The organism is Hymenobacter siberiensis, assembly GCF_018967865.2.
In the GTDB taxonomy this organism is placed as follows: domain Bacteria; phylum Bacteroidota; class Bacteroidia; order Cytophagales; family Hymenobacteraceae; genus Hymenobacter; species Hymenobacter siberiensis.
On sequence record NZ_JAHLZY020000001.1, the window covers coordinates 1,031,459 to 1,048,567 of the forward strand.

At 61.8% G+C, this 17,109-nt stretch carries 16 protein-coding genes; 8 read left to right on the forward strand and 8 right to left on the reverse strand.

Translation table 11 applies throughout. The features are described from left to right. Nucleotides 1-25: 25 nt before the first annotated feature. Nucleotides 26-1,141 carry an IS4 family transposase gene (locus KQ659_RS04505; RefSeq protein WP_216690118.1) on the forward strand — a complete coding sequence of 372 codons (1,116 nt, stop codon included), beginning with the start codon at nt 26-28 and terminating at the stop codon, nt 1,139-1,141. A 307-nt stretch (nt 1,142-1,448) separates the two neighbouring features. Here KQ659_RS04505 and KQ659_RS04510 read toward each other — a convergent pair whose 3' ends face one another. After that, nucleotides 1,449-2,285, reverse strand: a complete 837-nt coding sequence (locus KQ659_RS04510; protein WP_216690117.1) for a CvfB family protein — start codon at nt 2,283-2,285, stop codon at nt 1,449-1,451. 297 nt (nt 2,286-2,582) lie between these two features. On the opposite strand from KQ659_RS04510, the gene KQ659_RS21680 reads away from it, so the two are divergent. Then, on the forward strand, nt 2,583-4,052 hold the full coding sequence (locus tag KQ659_RS21680; protein WP_216690116.1) for an OmpA family protein: 1,470 nt from the start codon (nt 2,583-2,585) through the stop codon (nt 4,050-4,052). A gap of 298 nt (nt 4,053-4,350) precedes the next feature. Here the strand turns inward: KQ659_RS21680 and KQ659_RS04525 are convergent, their stop codons facing one another. From KQ659_RS04525 to KQ659_RS04545, 5 genes are all read right to left on the reverse strand, one after another. Next, a complete protein-coding gene (locus KQ659_RS04525; protein ID WP_216690115.1) occupies nt 4,351-5,061 on the reverse strand; it encodes an MIP/aquaporin family protein in 711 nt (236 codons plus the stop codon). Continuing rightward, nucleotides 5,061-5,594 (reverse strand): GNAT family N-acetyltransferase, encoded by a 534-nt coding sequence (locus KQ659_RS04530; RefSeq protein WP_216690114.1) that lies wholly within the window; start codon nt 5,592-5,594, stop codon nt 5,061-5,063. Before KQ659_RS04530 ends, KQ659_RS04525 begins: the two co-directional genes overlap by 1 nt. Nucleotides 5,595-5,642: 48 nt before the next feature. After that, complete coding sequence (locus KQ659_RS04535; protein WP_216690113.1) at nt 5,643-6,071, reverse strand: arsenate reductase ArsC; 429 nt, start codon at nt 6,069-6,071, stop codon at nt 5,643-5,645. A 43-nt stretch (nt 6,072-6,114) separates the two neighbouring features. After that, nucleotides 6,115-6,576, reverse strand: coding sequence for a DUF6428 family protein (locus tag KQ659_RS04540; RefSeq protein WP_216690112.1), 462 nt, complete (start codon nt 6,574-6,576; stop codon nt 6,115-6,117). A gap of 61 nt (nt 6,577-6,637) precedes the next feature. Then, nucleotides 6,638-6,988, reverse strand: coding sequence for an ArsR/SmtB family transcription factor (locus tag KQ659_RS04545; protein ID WP_216690111.1), 351 nt, complete (start codon nt 6,986-6,988; stop codon nt 6,638-6,640). A 367-nt stretch (nt 6,989-7,355) separates the two neighbouring features. Here KQ659_RS04545 and KQ659_RS04550 point away from each other — a divergent pair, with 367 nt between their 5' ends. Continuing rightward, the gene (locus KQ659_RS04550; protein ID WP_216690110.1) at nt 7,356-7,808 is read left to right on the forward strand and encodes an energy transducer TonB; all 453 of its coding nucleotides are present in this window, start codon (nt 7,356-7,358) and stop codon (nt 7,806-7,808) included. A gap of 53 nt (nt 7,809-7,861) precedes the next feature. On the opposite strand, the gene KQ659_RS04555 is transcribed toward KQ659_RS04550, so the two are convergent. Beyond that, a complete protein-coding gene (locus KQ659_RS04555) occupies nt 7,862-9,766 on the reverse strand; it encodes a BamA/TamA family outer membrane protein (protein ID WP_216690109.1) in 1,905 nt (634 codons plus the stop codon). 468 nt (nt 9,767-10,234) lie between these two features. Here KQ659_RS04555 and KQ659_RS04560 point away from each other — a divergent pair, with 468 nt between their 5' ends. From KQ659_RS04560 to rfbD, 5 genes are all read left to right on the forward strand, one after another. Then, nucleotides 10,235-11,503: a putative DNA modification/repair radical SAM protein gene (locus KQ659_RS04560; RefSeq protein ID WP_216690108.1), complete on the forward strand. Its 1,269-nt coding sequence runs from the start codon at nt 10,235-10,237 to the stop codon at nt 11,501-11,503. Between the two features lie 7 nt (nt 11,504-11,510). After that, complete coding sequence (locus tag KQ659_RS04565) at nt 11,511-11,786, forward strand: hypothetical protein (RefSeq protein ID WP_216690107.1); 276 nt, start codon at nt 11,511-11,513, stop codon at nt 11,784-11,786. A 593-nt stretch (nt 11,787-12,379) separates the two neighbouring features. Beyond that, nucleotides 12,380-13,726, forward strand: coding sequence for an Ig-like domain-containing protein (locus tag KQ659_RS04570; protein WP_216690106.1), 1,347 nt, complete (start codon nt 12,380-12,382; stop codon nt 13,724-13,726). Nucleotides 13,727-13,832: 106 nt separating this feature from the next. Further along, nucleotides 13,833-14,765 carry a TIGR03915 family putative DNA repair protein gene (locus KQ659_RS04575; RefSeq protein ID WP_216690105.1) on the forward strand — a complete coding sequence of 311 codons (933 nt, stop codon included), beginning with the start codon at nt 13,833-13,835 and terminating at the stop codon, nt 14,763-14,765. 120 nt (nt 14,766-14,885) lie between these two features. Further along, nucleotides 14,886-15,752, forward strand: a complete 867-nt coding sequence (gene rfbD, locus KQ659_RS04580; protein ID WP_216690104.1) for a dTDP-4-dehydrorhamnose reductase — start codon at nt 14,886-14,888, stop codon at nt 15,750-15,752. On the opposite strand, the gene KQ659_RS04585 is transcribed toward rfbD, so the two are convergent. Beyond that, on the reverse strand, nt 15,749-17,002 hold the full coding sequence (locus KQ659_RS04585; RefSeq protein ID WP_216690103.1) for an MFS transporter: 1,254 nt from the start codon (nt 17,000-17,002) through the stop codon (nt 15,749-15,751). The genes rfbD and KQ659_RS04585 overlap by 4 nt on opposite strands. Nucleotides 17,003-17,109 lie beyond the last annotated feature (107 nt).

A 17,109-nucleotide genomic window follows, 5' to 3' on the forward strand; every position in this document is an offset into this window, starting at 1 on the left:
CTACACGCTCAACTCGTTCCGCCCCATGAAGCAACGCCTCATCGCCAAAATTACGACCGTTTTACAACACCTGCCGGTGGTGCGCAACCTGGCTCGCCAAAAGTTTGTGAGCCAGTTCATTATCGCGCTGATAAAAAGCCGCAACGTCCAATTCTGCGAGGTGGCCCAGCACTTGAACGATGCCGTCAAGTTGGCCTCGAACGAAACCCGGATTCAGGATTTTTTCCGCGAAACGGACCTGAACTATCTGGTGCTGGCGCAGTTAGTACTGGGCCTGCTGCCGGCCCAGGGCAAGCTGCGCCTGTGCCTGGACCGCACGGAGTGGGATTTCGGCCAGTGCCAGGTCAATATCCTACTCGTGACCGTGGGTCAGGGCGCGTTTCACGTGCCCCTCTACTGGGAACTGCTCGACAACCGCAGCGGCAATTCCAACGCGGCTGACCGCATCGCCCTGCTCCGGGTCTGCGTCCAGGTGCTGGGCAAAGACCGGATTGGCCTGGTGCTGGGCGACCGCGAATTCGTGGGCCATGCCTGGTTCAAATGGCTCAAGGACAACGGACTGCCTTTTGTTATGCGTCTACCCCGGCACCACCTGCTCACTCACCCGAGTGGCCGCCGGCAAGCCATTACGGACCTGGGCCTGGCCGTCGGACAGACCCGGCGCTTCGCCCAGTGCCAGGTCGACGGGGTCTGGGGACAGGTCTGGGTCAAGGCCTTGACGGACGGGGATTTCCTCTTTCTTTTTGGCAACGTGGGCCTGCCGTACATGGGGCAGCTCTACGCCAAGCGCTGGACCATCGAGCAGTGCTTTCAGAACCTCAAAGGTCGGAGCTTCAACCTGGAGGCCAGTCACTTGCGCTGCCACCTGAAGTTGCGCAAGCTCGTGGCCCTGGTCAGTCTGGCGTACGCCTTTTGCCTGGGCGTGGGCACGGTAGCCGACCGGAAAAGCCAGCCCATCGGCCGCAAAAACCACGGCTACCGAGCCATGAGCCTTAGCCGACACGGCTTAAATATCCTGCGCCAGCTCAGCCGCCCCGGTACCGGGGCGGCTGAGAAGCTCGCCCGAATGGTGGAAACAGTATTGCGCTGGTTTTGCTGGCAAATTACTCGATATCAATTCACTAGAAAAATAGTAGGGTAGAGTAATGTTCTGGTACAGCAGCTAATTCAAGTAGTGTGACTTCACCCAAGGAAGAATGTTGTAATGATTCTCCCGTTGCCAAACTGCCGAAAATATGGGCTTTGTTGTGTGCACAGATAGTCAGAGCATAATAGCCAGCCATGCTATAGTCATACCCATTGTATCGAATGCTACGGCGTTGCGGAGGTAATTCCATGAAGTGGTTTGCGGAGCTTGCTTTACTGTCGTTGAACGGTAGTAGTTGGCTCTAATTTAGAGCCGTATTTAAGGTTACCGTTCAACGACGGGCGGGGGCAAGCCCCGCACCCTACTTCAACTGGGTTGCTTCCGGCTCCAGTAGCACTAGTCCCTGCCGGAATAGTGCCCCCAGGGCCTTCTTAAATACTTTTTTGCTCATGCCCACGCGGCGGTACACGTCCTCGGCTAGGCTCTTGTCGCCCAGCGGCAGGCGGCCGCCCGGCGCGGCCTGAATGGCTTTGAGCAGCGTATCCGTCGCCGATTCCACCTCGCCGTAGCCTTCTTTTTGCAGGCGCACGTCGAGCTTGCCATCGGCTCGCACTTGGCGCAGGAAGCCGGATAGCTGCTCGCCCAGGCGCAGGGGGCGGAATACTTCGTTGTGGAACAGCAGCCCCTGGTGCGTGCCGTTCACAATGATGGGGTAGCCCAGCTCGGTTTCGTCGGCCACCATGATGCGCACCGCGTCGCCGGGCTCGCCCTGGAAAGGCTCGTTGCTGATGAACTGCTTCCACTTGGTGGAAGCCACGAGGCGGTCGCTTTCCTCGTCGAGGTACACGTACACAAACACCCGCTCGCCGGTGCGCAGGTCGCGCCGCTGGTTGCGGAAGGGCAGGAGCAGGTCTTTTTCCAGGCCCCACTCCAGGAAGGCGCCGGCCGGGCCGTGGTCCTTCACCGTGAGGCCGGCGTAGGAGTTCACCAGCGCCAGGGGCCGCAGGTTGGTGGCAATGAGGCGGTCTTCCGAGTCGCGGTACACGAACACGCGCACGATGTCGCCCACGCGGGTGCCGGCCTCCACGTACTTTTCGGGCAGCAGCAGGTCGCCGTCGTCGGAGGTGAGGTAGAGGCCGATGCTGGTTTCGCGGGCTACTTCGAGGTCGTTGTAATCGCCGAGGAGGAGGCTGGCCATAGGGGGGAGTCTTAAGAAGTGAAGGGGCAAAGGTCGGGAGGAAATGAATTTGAGGCGGCTGTAGCCATTGTTGCGCTGCTGATTACGCCCCCCGCGCCCCCAGCCGCCCGCCGCAACTTCAAAAAAACGCTGATAATACCGTTTCATTCTCAGGCGGGTGGGCCAATTTGAGCCGCTGGAGGCAATTAATTTATAGCCTTATAGAATTTGTAGGGTATAGCAGGAAGCTGCGCGTGTGGCCCGGCGTGCTGCTTTTTCGCTCTCTCGGTGCCTTTCTCTATCCTAAAACCCTCCCATATGAGAGACCTTTTAACAACTCTTCAAGCCGTTGCCATTGTGGGGCTGGTCGCTTCGCACGGCCACGCCCAAACGGCCGACCGCAAAACGGCCGTCAGCCTGTTCGGCAGCGCCTACCAGTACAAAGGCAGCCTGGGCGAAGACTTCTGGAAGTGGGACCGCAACGCCTATGGCCCCGGCATCGGCATCAACCGCTACCTCACCCCGGGCCTCGACCTGAGCCTGCAGGGCAGCTACGTGGTGCTGAAAGGTGCCCAGAGTGCCGCCACCTACTTCAGCAACAATGTGTTGAATGCCAATCTGGTCCTCAAGCTGAAGCTGAATAACGGCTGGGCCCTGAAGGAAGACGCCCGCGTGCAGCCCTACCTGCTGGCCGCCCCCGGCTACGTGTACATGAGCCGCGAAGGCAAGGTGCGCGGCCTGAACGTGAACGAAAACAAGTCGTACTTCGACCTGTTTGGTGCCGCTGGTATCAACTTCCGGCTTTCTGATGCGGTGGGTGTGTTCGTCCAGACCGGCCAGCACATTCCCCTCAATGCCAACATTGACGGCGAGCCCATCCGCGACAGCGACAAGTTCGATGACCGGTACCTGCAGTACACCGTGGGCCTCACCATCGCCTTCGGCAAAGCCAAGGATACCGACAACGACGGCGTGCCCGACCGCAAGGACAAGTGCCCCGAAACGCCCGCCGGCGTGGCCGTGGACCCCAACGGCTGCCCCCTCGACCGCGACGCCGATGGCGTGCCCGACTACCAGGACAAGTGCCCCGATGAGAAAGGCCTCGCCACCCTCGAAGGCTGCCCCGACCGCGACGGCGATGGCGTGCGCGACAGCGAAGATGCCTGCCCCGATACCCCTGGCAAGGCCGAGCTGAAAGGCTGCCCCGACGCCGACAACGACGGCGTGAGCGACCCCAACGATAAGTGCCCCGACACCCCCGCCGGCACCCGGGTAGATGCCAACGGCTGCCCGCTGGTGCTCGACCAGGACCGCGACGGTGTGCTCGACAACGTGGACAAATGCCCCGACACCCCCGCCGGTGCCCGCGTCGACTCAGTGGGCTGCCCGCTGGCCATCGACCCCAGCTTGCTGAAACTGCAGGTGCCCATCCGGTTCCGCACCAACAGCACGGTTATCGAGCGCAGCTCGTATCCCACGGCCAACCGCATTTCGCAAGCCATGAAGACCCACGCGGACTACCAGTTGCGCATCATTGGCCACGCCGACAGCCGCGGTACCGATGAGTACAACCAGGGCCTTTCCGTGCGCCGTGCCGAAGCTGTGAAACGCTACTTCACCAACAAGGGGGTCGAGTCCAGCCGCATCATCACCGAAGGCCAGGGTGAGAGCGAGCCAGCGGCACCCAACACCACACCCGCCGGCATGACGAAAAACCGCCGGGTCGAATTCCGATTTGAGTTCATTCCCGTTCCCGTTCCCGTTCCCGTTCCCACGCCCGTGCTCTAAGCATTGGCCCGGAAACGACAAAAAGAGCCCCATCGCATTGGTGGGGCTCTCTTTTGTGTTATCGGAATGGCGTTTCAGGGGCTTTTTTGCAAGTAGCCAGCACGGCGTAGCGACGCAGCTTTGCGATTTCTATTATTCAGGGCAGAGGTAAACGTATGCTCCGGTCCGACCGGTTGTCGTTAAACCGAAATCGTTGGTGCCTCAACCGGTCCGACCCGAATACGGTTACTTCTGCGCCAGTACTTACAACGGCTTCATTCTGTGGCCGTGCTGAAGGAAGTGTGTTGAATTTAAAACGTCACGCCTCGCCTTCAGCCACCGCTGCTACTGCAGAAGTGCTCAGGGCTGAAACAGCGGGGCGCAGCTGCAGCCTGGCATCTACGGCCACGGCCAGTAGTGCGCCGGCCACCGGCCCTACCACATACACCCACCAGTCCGTCCAGATACCGCTGAGCAGGGCCGGGGCCAGCGAGCGGGCCGGGTTCATGCTCGCGCCCGTGAGGGGCCCGGCCACCAGCGCCTCCAGCGCCACCGTAACGCTGATGGCCAGCCCCGCCAGCATACCCACTTCCTTGGAGCCCGAGGTAACCCGGAAAATCACCAGCATGAGCCAGAAGGTGAGGAAGGTTTCGATGCCCAGCGCCTGCAGGGTGTCGTGGGCCGGCAGCGTTGCGCCCAGGTCCGAGCCCGGGGTGGCAATCAGCTTCACCAGCCCGCTGCCAATGGCCGCGCCGGCCAGCTGCGCCAGCACGTAGGGCAGCACCCGCCGCCCCTCAAACCGGCCCATGGCCCAGAAGGCCACCGTCACGGCCGGGTTCACGTGCGCGCCGCTGGTTTCGCCCAGGCTCTGGATGATGATGAACACCACCAGCCCAAAGGCCGCCGCCACGCCGCCGTGCCCCAGCGCGTGGGTCTGGGCATCGACTACGGCCGCGCCGGTCCCAAAAATCAGTAGAATGGCCGTGCCCAGCATTTCGGCCAGCAGGCAGGTTCGTAGGGTTGGCTGCATTAGTTTTCCGTTGGGTTCGTAGTGTCCACCACGGCGCTGCGGCGCTCCAGTAGCAGGGTGTCGTGCCACATACCGCGCAACTGGCCGATGCGCTCGCGCCGCCCCACCTGCCGGAAACCCACGGCCTCGTGCAGTCGCACGCTGGCCGTGTTTTCGGGAAAAATGCCGGCCTGCAAAGTCCACAGGCCGTTTTGTTTCGATTCGGCCACCAGTGCTTTCATCAGGGCCGGCCCCATGCCACGTCCCCGGGCCGCAGCGGCCACATATACGCTCACCTCGGCCACGCCCGCATACACGCAGCGCCCCGAAACCGGCGAAAGGGCCACCCAGCCCAGCACGGTGCCCGTTTCATCGGTAGCTACGAGGCGGCAGGTGGGCAAGTGGCCGGTATCCCAGGCCTGCCAGGTGGGCAGTTCGGTGGTGAAAGTGGCCATGCCGGTGGCCATGCCGGTGGCCATGCCGGTGGCCATGCCCTCGGCGTAGATGGTGCGCACCGCCGGCCAGTGCTCAGCCATGAGGGGAAGAATGGTCATGGAGAGGAAGAGGAGAGGTGATAAGGATTGCGATGTTAAGCAAGAACGTCACCCCGAAAATTCGGCCTGCACAAAATCCCGGGCATAGGCCTTCACCTGGTCGCGCACGCTCCGGAACTGGCCCATTATTTCCGCCTCGCTGCCGGTGGCTTTGGCCGGGTCGGGGAAATTGTGGTGCAGCTTTTTGGCCGTTGAGGGAAACACCGGGCATACCCCGTTGGCATGGTCGCACACGGTGATGACGTAGTCGAAGGGCACGGCGGCGTACTCGTCCACATGGTTGCTGGTGTGGGCCGAAATGTCCACGCCGTCCTCGGCCATCACGCGCACGGCGCGGGGATTGAGGCCGTGCACTTCCACGCCCGCGCTGTACACGGCTGCCCGCTCGCCCAGCTCCTGCGCCAGGTAGCCGTGCAGCAGCTGGCTGCGGCAGGAGTTGCCGGTGCACAGCACCAGAATGTTCTTTTTGTCAGGCATAAGCTTGCTAAAAATCAATGCGAATGAAAGAGTTTAGCGGTTTCTAGCAGCACCCGCCGCCCGGCGTGCAGGCCGCCACCTGCAACTGGGGCAGGGCAAATTGCTGGTCGGCCGGAATGCCGCAGGCATCCTGCGCCAGGCAAGCCGTTTGCTTGGCCGTGAGCCGGAAATCAGTCCCATCAAACACGAGCCCGAACTTACCGATGGTGGCCTGCTGGTATTCTACTTCGATATCCAAGTCCTCGCGGCCCAGGATTTTTTCCGACAGCTTCAGGATGTTCAGGAGTTTCTGCGGGGCCAGCCGGTGGTCGTAGTCGCCGGCCTCCCAGAGCTGGAAGTTGGCCATCGTTTCGCGCCGCTCCACACCGCCGCAGTCGATAAAATGCTTGCTCACCAGCCCCACCTCCGTCACGTGGAAATGGGCGGGCAGGGAAGTGCCGTCCGGCAGCCGGAAGCTCACGGCACTCAGGCCGTTCAGGGCCTCTTTCATCTCAGATATTTTCATGATAGTATGATTGATTGGGTGAAAAACGGATATTGAAAAAAGACGCGGGGCATCCGGTTGCTCAGCAGCAGCTGGGAGTGGTAGTGGGAGCGGGGGCCACAACCGGCATCTCCGCCAGCAAATCGCCGAGCAGCTGCCGGGCCACGGCCCAGCCGGCCGCATCCAGGCAGTAGCACACGCGCGGCCCGTCTACCTCGCCCTGCACCAGCCCGGCCGCTTTCAACTCCTTCAGGTGTTGCGATACGGTGCTTTGCGACAGGGGCAGCTCCAGCACCAGCTCGCCGCACACGCAGGCTTGGCGCTGGGCCAGCAGCCGCACAATGGCCACCCGCGCCGGGTGCCCCAGGGCCTTGGCAATGGCCGCCAGCCGCTGCTCGGCCGCCGTGAACTCGGCTCGCTTATGTATGGCCATGAGGGAAGTAATTTGCTTATCGTCGATTTACGATTATAAAGGTACGAGGTTTGCTTTGTTCTGTTTTCATCGTCCCGGTATTTCTTGAAATAATTAAATTAATTAATTGCTAACAATAATCAGCTTGTTATTTTTAAAATGCAAGTGAGTGATAATTTTGTGGCGCAGTAATTGCCTCTTGGTGATTCTCAGGCGTATTTTCTGCTTGTGAGCTTTGCCGGGAATGCCTTTTTTTAAGTTTTTAATTATGCCTGCCAGTGCATTTATTTTATTTACAAAAGCCAATTCCGGTAAAACTTTCGTAGATTAGTTTGTTGCTAGCCTTTCTGGCCTGGCGTTTATCCTCTACTCTTTATTCCCTCGCAACATGCTGAATTCTTTACGCTTTCTATCGGGTGTTGGCCTGCTGGGCTTGCTGGCCACCGGCCAGAGCCTGGCGCAAACCGGCCCCAACCCGGCTGCCAATACCAGCCCCTTGGCCCCGGCGGCCATCAAGCCCGATTCGGTGTTCATCAACCCGGAGGTGCGTCCGCAGTTTGTGGGCGGTGATAAGGCCTTTGGGGCCTACCTCAGCAAAAATATTCACTACCCGCAGCAGGCGTTGCAACGGCGGGTATCGGGACGCGTAATGGTCAACTTCATCCTCAGTGCCCAGGGCCGGGTGCAGGATGCCCACGTGGTGAGTGGCCCCGGCAGCGGCCTCAACGACGAAGCTCTGCGCCTGGTGTGGCTGATGCCGGCCTGGGAGCCCGCCCGCTCCAACGGCCAGCCCGTGCGCGTGGCCTGCACCGTGCCCATCTCCTTCAACACAGAGCGATAGGTAATTGGTAAATGAGTAACTGAGTAAATTTTTAAACTTACTTGTTTATCAATTTACTGATAGGGTGCCGTGCCGGGCGGCCCGAGGCCGAAATCGTTGAACGTAACCGTTTCGCGGGTCGACTCAAACATTTTGATGCCGTTGGGCGTGGCCAGGCCGCGCGGGTAATAGCCGATGAGCAGCTGAAACGTGCGCAGGGCCGTGAACTCGTTGCGAAAGCGCAGGCCCAGGCCAAAGGCCGTGTAGGGCGAATTGTTGAAGGGCGTGCCGCCCCGGGGCTGGTCGCCCACCCAGGCCGCGTCGGCGAAGGCAATGCCGGCCAGCCGAAAGCCCAGGAGCGAAAGCGGCGTGAAAAGCGTGGTTTCGTAGTTCACCACGAAGCGGCTGGTGGCAATGATGGGCTGCCCCGGCGAAAACCCGCGCAGGCCCCGGTCGTTGGTGATGCCCTTAAGCAGGTCGCCGGGGTTGCGGTTCAGCCCGATGGTGCCCCGGCTGCTGAGGAAGTGCCGGTACTGCCAGTTGCCTATGTGGTAGAGCCTGGTGAAGGCCGTGAGTTCGGTGCCCAGCAGGCCCTGCTGCCACACGCGGGGCTGGTTCACGGTCTGAAACGACCCAAAGTCGACGGCTCCATAGAGGTAGCTGCCGCTGGCGCTGAAGCTGGCGGCCGCAATGCGCGCGTTGAAGTAGCGGCGCGGCAGCACACTGTTCACATCGTAGCCCGCCGTGAAGCTTAGCAGCGTGCCCGTGGGCACGTCCTCGGTGCGGCCAAAGCCAAACAGATACCGGGCCTTGTAATAGCGCCGCACCGAGTAGCCCACCGTGCCCAGCAGCAGCGTACCGTTGTGGTAGTCCGGCGGCGGAGCGTCGGTGGGTTGGGGGGTAACGGTGAAGTTGGTGTTGATGACGCGGGCCGCCACGATGATGCGCCCCGGGTTTTCGTAGCCCAGGTCGTAGGAGCGCAGGCGTAGGGCGCGGCCTATCCAGGCATCCTGCACATAATTACGTAGGGGGTATAGTACGTATTGCTGCCCAGCGGGCGGGGCCTGCAGGCCCACGTTCTGGTCGTAGGCATTGAAGCTGAGCGCTCCGGCGTAGCGCGTGCCGAGCGAATAAAAGTCGCGGGTGAGCGACACCCCGCCCGAGCGGTAGTTGTTTTCGTTGCGGTAGCGGGCCTGCGCGAAGAAAAAGTGCCGGAACGGGGCCGTGTAGCTGCCTTGGTAGGCCCAGGTCTGGGGGAGGTTGCGGCCGTAGCTATAGGAGTTGGCCAGCTGGTGGCCCTGGCCCAGGAAGTTGTCGTCGCCAGCCGTGATGACGCCCGACGTGGCCGTGCCCACCTCCACGCCGGCCGTGATGCTGAACACGTCCTTGGTAAATACCTCAATATCAACACTATCCTGGGTAGTGGTGCGCTCGTTTACCAGCACGCGGGCATCCAGGATTTCGGGCGTCTGGCGCAGCAGGCGCTCCGATTCGGCCAGGGCCTGGGGCTCCAGCGCCTGGCCCGACCGAAACAGCAGCACCTGCCGGATGCGCGAACGGGACGTTTTGATGTGCAGCGCATTGCCGGCCTTCTCAACCACGGTGCGCGGCACCCGGGCCGAGTCCGAAAGGTTGTAGCCAAAGGCATCGAGCGTGCGGATGTTGATGCGCCGCACGATTTTGAAGTTGTGGCGGTCGAACTGCCGGTCCAGCAGCACGGCATCGAGGCCGGCCTGCTCCTCCTGGCGCCGCGTGAAGTTGAACAGGGCCGACGCCGCCCGGCCCGCAATGGTTTTGCGGCGCGAATAGGCCTGCAAGCGGTTCAGCAGCCGCTGCTCGTCGAAGCGCTGGCGCAGGGAGTCGGGCCGTTGGGGCAGGATTTCCAGCTTCGCCTTCAATGAGTCGGGTGGCACGGCCGAGCGCGGGTCAAACGTCTGCGCGCGCGCCGGCCCGGCCAGTAGGCCCAGCAGTAAAAACACAAGCAGGACAGGACTGCGGAAATTCATGTAGGAACGCAACGCCGCAAATTACGAAAAGGAGACGGGCGCGGCCGTCTACGGGATTGGCCGGTGGTTGGGTGCTAAATCCGGCTGGCCGCAGTTTAGCGCGTAGCGCGTAACTGCTGGCCGATGGGTAATGCGAGTTTGCAACTCGCCATTAAAGCCGACGAAGGATTTGCCGCTTCGCGGCAGCGAGTTGCAAACTCGCTTCACGGTGTGGCACGCAGTTACGCGCTGCGCGCTAAACTGCGGCCAGCGCGCACGGCCAAAATGCGGCCAGCGTATGCGCCACGCCAAACGGCGGTTGAGGTTTACTAAAAATCACGACTCAGCGACCACGTATATTTTACCAGGAAAAGAAAATATTTCCAATAAAATTAGCTTAAATTGTAGTGTCTATTTGGGCGCTGATTCGTAATTTTAAGGCCGAAAGCAATATCCCGCCGCATGAACGAGCGCATTCAGGAGAAACTAAGCATATTAGCCGACGCGGCCAAGTACGATGCCTCGTGCAGCAGCAGCGGCGGCAAGCGTAAAAACGAGGGCAAAGGCCTCGGTAATGCCGAGGGCATGGGCATCTGCCACAGCTACACCGAGGACGGCCGTTGCGTGAGCCTGCTCAAGATTCTGCTCACCAATCACTGCATTTTCGATTGCGCCTACTGCGTGTCGCGCCGCTCGAACGACGTGAAGCGCGCGGCCTTCACCGTGGATGAAGTGGTGGACCTCACCATTAACTTCTACCGCCGCAACTACATCGAGGGCCTGTTCTTGAGCTCCGGCATTTTCTCCAGCCCCGACTACACCATGGAGCGCCTCGTGCGCATCGTGAAAAAGCTGCGTACTGAGCATAAGTTCAACGGCTACATTCACGTCAAAACCATTCCCGGCGCCTCGCCTGAGCTCATTGCCGAAGCCGGCCTCTACGCCGACCGCCTCAGCGTGAACATCGAGCTGCCCTCGGAGTTGGCGCTGACCACGCTGGCCCCGGAAAAGAATTATGCCGAAATCCTGACCCCGATGGGCCAGATTCGGGACGGCATCATCCAGAACAAGGAGGAAAAAGCGCTGTTCAGGAAAGTGCCCGCCTTCGCCACTGCCGGCCAAAGCACGCAGCTCATTGTGGGGGCCAGTCCCGAGACGGACTTGCAGATTATCAAGCTGACCGACAGCCTGTATAAGGGCTACGGCTTGAAGCGGGTGTACTATTCCGGCTATATCCCGGTCACGGACGATGCCCGCCTGCCGCAGGTCACGCAGCCGCCCGTTATCCGGGAGCACCGCCTGTACCAGACCGACTGGTTGATGCGCTTCTACGGCTTCCAGGCCGATGAAATTCTCGACCCCGCCCACCCGCACCTCGACCTCGAAATTGATCCCAAGCTGGCCTGGGCCCTGCGCAACCGCCACGTATTTCCCGTCGATGTGAACGTGGCCGACTATGAGATGATACTGCGCATTCCCGGCGTGGGCGCGCGCTCGGCCAAGCGCATCATCGCGGCCCGCCGCTTCGCCACGCTCGATATGGAAACCCTGCGCCAGCTGGGCGTGGTGCTGAAGCGCGCCAAGTATTTCCTCACCTGCCGGGGCGAGCACCAGCCCGTCATCGGCGAGCTGACCGAGCAGCAGGTGCGCCGCCAGATTCTGTTCGGGGCCGGCTCGGTGCGCTCGGCCCTCGTGACGCAGCAGCTCGACTTATTTGCGCAAGCCTCCTGATTCCGTCATGCAAGCTGACTTCAACGCTGAATCTTCCACCGCGCTGCTGCACCCCGGCCACCTGGGCGGCGTGCAGCACGACATTCTCTTTTCTGTCATGAAAGTCATTCATCGTCAAGCCCAGCCGCGGCCCGCCGTGCTGCCGCAATCCGACAAAGTAGACCGCCTCTCGTGCTGCTGCCGCCTCAGCGAGCTGATGCCGCTGGTGCGCCAGCTGCACGATGAGGCCCGCGCCCGCCACGAAGCCCGCCGTCAGGGCGAGCAGCGCCAGCAGGCGGCGTAAGGCCGGCGCACCCAGGGGGGGGGGGGCGCTTGCTGCGTGGCCTTGTGGTTGCGCCGGGCGTTTGGGCGCTGCTGGACTTTTGTAGTTTGGCGACGGCCCAGCGGCCGCAGCTTGTATGCAGAATTGAAGGGAGCCGGGGCGTCCGGCAGTGGTTTGCTCATCCGGTAGCAAGTCGTTGCCGGGCGGCCCGGCTTTGTGGTGATGGGGTAGCAAATCGAGCGAGTCCACCCAGGTTGCCTTGGGCAAAAGGGCGCTGGGTTCGGCAGCATAAGAGACTTTTGCCTACCTTAATACAGCAGTTGATAGGGCAAAAACGCAGTTTTCGACTGTGCCTATACGCTTATTGCACACGGGCGGCGCTTGCCATTAATGCGGTTGAGTGCGGCAGGGAGCAACTATACGCAGCCGCTAAAGGCGGCTGCTCGCAGGCAGTTGCTTACGCCGCACGCACAAGATTATCTGCAGGACTGATACCCGATGCAGGCGGCTGAAACCCCCACCTGACCTGCTCCATTGCCCTAACGCATGCCCGGGGCCGTCCTTTTTTTTGGCTTCCAACAATTATTTCTCTTACCACTTTTCCCAAAATCCCCATGAAAAAAGACAACTACTCTATCTTGGATTTGCCGATTTGCCGCCTGCTTTTGCTGCTGTGGCTGGCGCTGTTGAGCACACTGGGAGGAACGGCTTCGGCTCTGGCCCGGCCCGCAGACGTGCTGGTTGATTACTGCTTCACCACGCCCGACTACGCTGTGCTGGCCGAAACGGTGGGGCCGAATGTGAACTTTACGTTTCACCCCTTGGGAGCCACGGCGGGTGGCAATCTGGCCATTATCTACCTCCGCGAGGGCTCTGTGGGGGCTTACCCGGGCTACACGATGACGAAAAATGCGGCCGGCGACTTCACCTTCAGCAAAGCCGTTGCGGGGGGCGTGGTTACGAGCCTGTACTTCACCTACGAGGTGGGGCCCGGCGGCCCACAGCGCAATACTGCCGCCACGCCGCACAGTTACACCGTAGGCACGGTGTGCGCCGTATCGTCGAGCAACGTGCCGCCCACGGTTAGCCTCACCGCACCCGCGGCTTCGGCGGTTTTTGCCGCACCGGCCACCATCACCCTCACCGCCAATGCCACCGATTCGGATGGCACCATTGCGAAAGTAGAATTCTATCAGGGCACTACGCTGCTGGGGCAGGCCCTGACGGCTCCCTATACCTACACCTGGACGGGCGTGCCCGGCGATGCCTACTCACTTACGGCCAAAGCCACCGATAACGGCAATGCCAGCACGACTTCGGCCCCGGTAGCCATTCTGGTGCAAAGCCCGGACGGCTACTGCTCCACCCGGCCCGATTATTCCTACTCAGCCGTGACGACCGGCGGCAACGTGACTTTCACGTTCCATCCGCGCGGAGCCACGGCGGGCGGCAACCTGGCCATTGTGTTCATCCGCGAAGGCTCGATAGGGGCATACCCTGGCTATACCATGGTTAAGAACGCAGCCGGCGACTTCACCTTTAGCAAAGCCATTGCCAGCGGCACTGTTACGAGCGTGTATTTCACTTACGAAATCGGCCCGGGGGGCGCCCAGCAAACCTCCCTTGCCGACCCGCATATCTACACCGTAGGCACCAGCTGCCGTACGGCCACGGCCACCGCCACTCAGCCCGCGTCCCTCACAACGGCTCTGAGCATCTCGCCTAATCCGGCTTCGGGCCGCGCCGTGCTCACCTTTGCGCCGGGGCCGGCCTCCGCCTTCGTGGCAACGCTTTACGACCTGCGCGGGGCACGGGTGAAAACCATCGGAGTGGGTACTGCCGAGGCTGGCAAGGCGTTAGCGCTGCCGCTCAGCACCGAAGACCTGGCTGATGGCATTTACCTGGTGAAGCTGCAAACCAGCTACGGCGTTGCCACGGCGCGCCTGGTGGTGAGCCGCTAAGGTTGGTCGGGGTGCTGACCATGGCGCTAGCCGTCCCGGTCAGCACCCCGAACCAGCGGGGCTGGCGTGCGTAACCGGTACTTATTCGCCACGTTGATTTGCTTGTATGAAACCGATTCGTCGCCCGGCGTCGTTGGTGGGAGCCGCCGCCCGCCGCCGCTCGGCCCCCACGCTCACCACCCCGCCGCTGGACTACACCTACGACGGCACCTTCGAGGGCCTGCTCACGGTGCTGTTCAGCATCTACGAAAGCAAGTCGCCGCCCAACAGCATTCAGCCCGAAGCCACGGCCCAGAGTGGCCTGTTTGCGCAGCCCGCCCACCGCGAAACCGACGAAACCCGCGCCGCCCGCGTGTGGGAAGGATTGCTGAAAACGATGAGTGCCGAGGCCCGCGCCCGCCTCTACCACGTTTTTCTGAGCGAAGATGCCGACCGGGAGCTGCTGATTTTCAGGTATGTGGATTTGGCCCTGAGCTCGCCGGTTGATGTGGCCGAGAACTACGCCAACGCCGACGTGCGCCGCGTGCAGCGCCTGGCCCAGATGATGTTTCGCGAGAAGCATCGCATGGAGGCCTTCGTGCGCTTCGAGAAAACCAGCGACGAGCTGTTCCACGCCACCATTGAGCCCGATATGGACGTGCTGCCGCTCATCGCCGCGCACTTCACCAAGCGCTACGCCGACCAGCGCTGGCTGATTTATGACCGCCGCCGCCACTACGGGCTGTACTATGACCTCACGCGCACCGACATTGTGCAGTTTGAAAATCCCACGGGGCAGAAATCAACCGACATCTCCGCTACTGTGCTTGATGAGCGAGAGCCGTTATTCAAGCACCTTTGGCAGACGTATTTCGACCACGTTAATATCCCCGAACGTAAAAACCTGAAGCTGCACCGCCGCCACATGCCGCTGCGCTACTGGAAATACCTCAGCGAAAAGCAGCCCCGTGAGCAGCGCTTCGAGCCCATTAAAAACAAGCAGGTGATTGTGGGCAAGGAGGTGTCGGCGGGTCAGAAGCTACTGCCGCCAGCGGGGTAAGGTCTTGTAGCACATGCGTTAGCTTATGCATCGTGCCGAATATCGTTCAGCGCCGCATAAGCCAAAGTATGTGCTACAAGGTGGCTGGGCCTAACTTGCGGGCTAATCCGAGTATTAGCCATGAGTACGACACTGGTTTTTGGAGCCTCCGGGCAATTGGGGCAGTGCCTGGCGCACGTAGCCCGCGAGCGTGGCACAACGGGCCTGCTGTTTTTGGCCGAGGCGCAGGCCAACATCCTCAACCCCGAGGGCCTGGCCACGCTATTTGCCGAGCAACGCCCGGCCTACGTCATCAACTGCGCCGCCTACACGGCCGTGGACAAGGCCGAGGATGAGGTAGACCTGGCCCGCCGCATCAACCGCGACGGCGTGGAAAACCTGGCTCGTCTCTGCGCGGAGCACGGCACCGTGCTCATTCAGATTTCCACCGATTTCGTGTTTGCCGGCGCGGGCAACGAGCCCCTGCTCGAAACCGACGCTACCGAGCCAATTAGCGTGTACGGCCTCACCAAGCTCGAGGGCGAGCAGGTGATTCCGACCCTCACCGAGCAATACTTCACGCTGCGCACCAGCTGGCTGTACTCGGAATTTGCCGGCAATTTCGTGAAAACCATGCAGAAGCTGGGCCGCGAGCGCGACGAGCTACGCGTGATTTGGGACCAGGTGGGCACGCCCACCTACGCCATCGACCTGGCCGGTGTCATCCTCGGCCTCATCGAGAGCCGCAGCACGGCCTACGGACTCTACCACTACAGCAACGAGGGCCTGACTTCGTGGTACGATTTCGCCACGGCCATTTTTGAGCTCAGTGCAATTGAGGTGAAAACTACGCCCATCCGCACCGCCGAATACCCTACCAAGGCCACCCGTCCGCCGTTTTCGGTGATGGACAAGACTAAGATTAAGACCCAACTGGGCGTAGCCATCCCGCACTGGCGCGAGAGCCTGAAAACCTGCGTGGAGCGGCTTGCGGCAGCGGGGTTTTAAGCTATAGTTTGCTGAGCGTCAGTTACCGAAGTAGCGGCTGAGTCGCGCCCGTAGTAGCGGCTGGCCAAATAGGCTGCGCAGGTAAATGCCCCACCCAGCACACACACGCCGGCCCAGCCGCCGTGCATCCAGGCCAGCCCGCCGGCCACCGAGCCGAGCGAGCCGCCCGTGAAGTAGCCGGTCATGTACACCGTGTTGAGGCGGCTGCGTGCCTCGGGCACCAGGGAGAATACCTTGGTCTGGTTGGAGATGTGGACCGATTGCACGCCCACATCCAGCAGAATGACGCCGAGCACCAGCCCGGCCAGGTGAAAGCCGGTGAGGCCCATCAGCACGTAGGCGGCCAGTGCCAGCAGAATACCCACGCCGATGGTGAAGTCCGGCCCGCGCGTGTCGGCTACTTTGCCGGCCAGCGGCGCGGCTAAGGCCCCCATTGCCCCAATCAGCCCAAAAAAGCCGACTACATCGCTGCCGTACTGGTAGGCCGGGCCTTCCAGAAAAAACGTGAGTGTGGTCCAGAATACGCTGAAGGCCGCAAACAGCAGCCCGCCCACCAGCGCCGAGCGGCGCAGGGCCGGCAGGGTGCTCGTCAGGGTCAGCAGCGACTTCATCAGCGAGCCGTAGGAGCCCGCGAAATTTGGCTGGTCGCGGGGCAGCCGCCAGGCCAGCAGGCCCAGCAGGGCCAGCATCAGCCCGGCCGCTATCTCAAACATGGCCCGCCAGCCCAGGTGCGCGCCCACGTAGCCACTGAGCGTGCGCGAGGCCAGAATGCCAATCAGCAGCCCGCTCATGATGCGGCCCACGATGCGGCCCCGGTCGGCCTCGGGGGCCAGGTGGGCGGCCATGGGCAGCAGCAGCTGCGGCACCGCCGAGCAGATGCCCAACAGGATGCTGGCCCCCGCCAGCAGCGCAAAGCTGGGCGCAAACGCTGCCAGTCCCAGGCAGGCTGCCGCGCCCAGCAGCATAATCATTATCAGACGCTTGCGCTCCAGCATGTCGCCCAGCGGCACCACAAACAGCATGCCCAGCGTGTAGCCCACCTGCGTGGCCGTGGCCACCAGGCTGGCGCTGCTGTCGGAGAGGTGAAAGGTGCGGCCGATGGCGGCCAGTAGCGGTTGGTTGTAGTAAATATTGGCCACCACCAGCCCGCAGGTGATGGCCATGAGCCAGACGAGGGCCCCGTCGAGCCGGCGGAGGGGTAGGGGAGGCGAAACTGCCGCAGGGGCGGGTTCGATAAGCAATTCTGACATTTAAATAGCGCGAACGAATCGGGATAGGATGGCGGCGAAATAGCGTTGGGTAACTGCCAACCGGCCCCGATAGTTGCACCGCACCCGCGCAACCTGCCCGCCGCTCC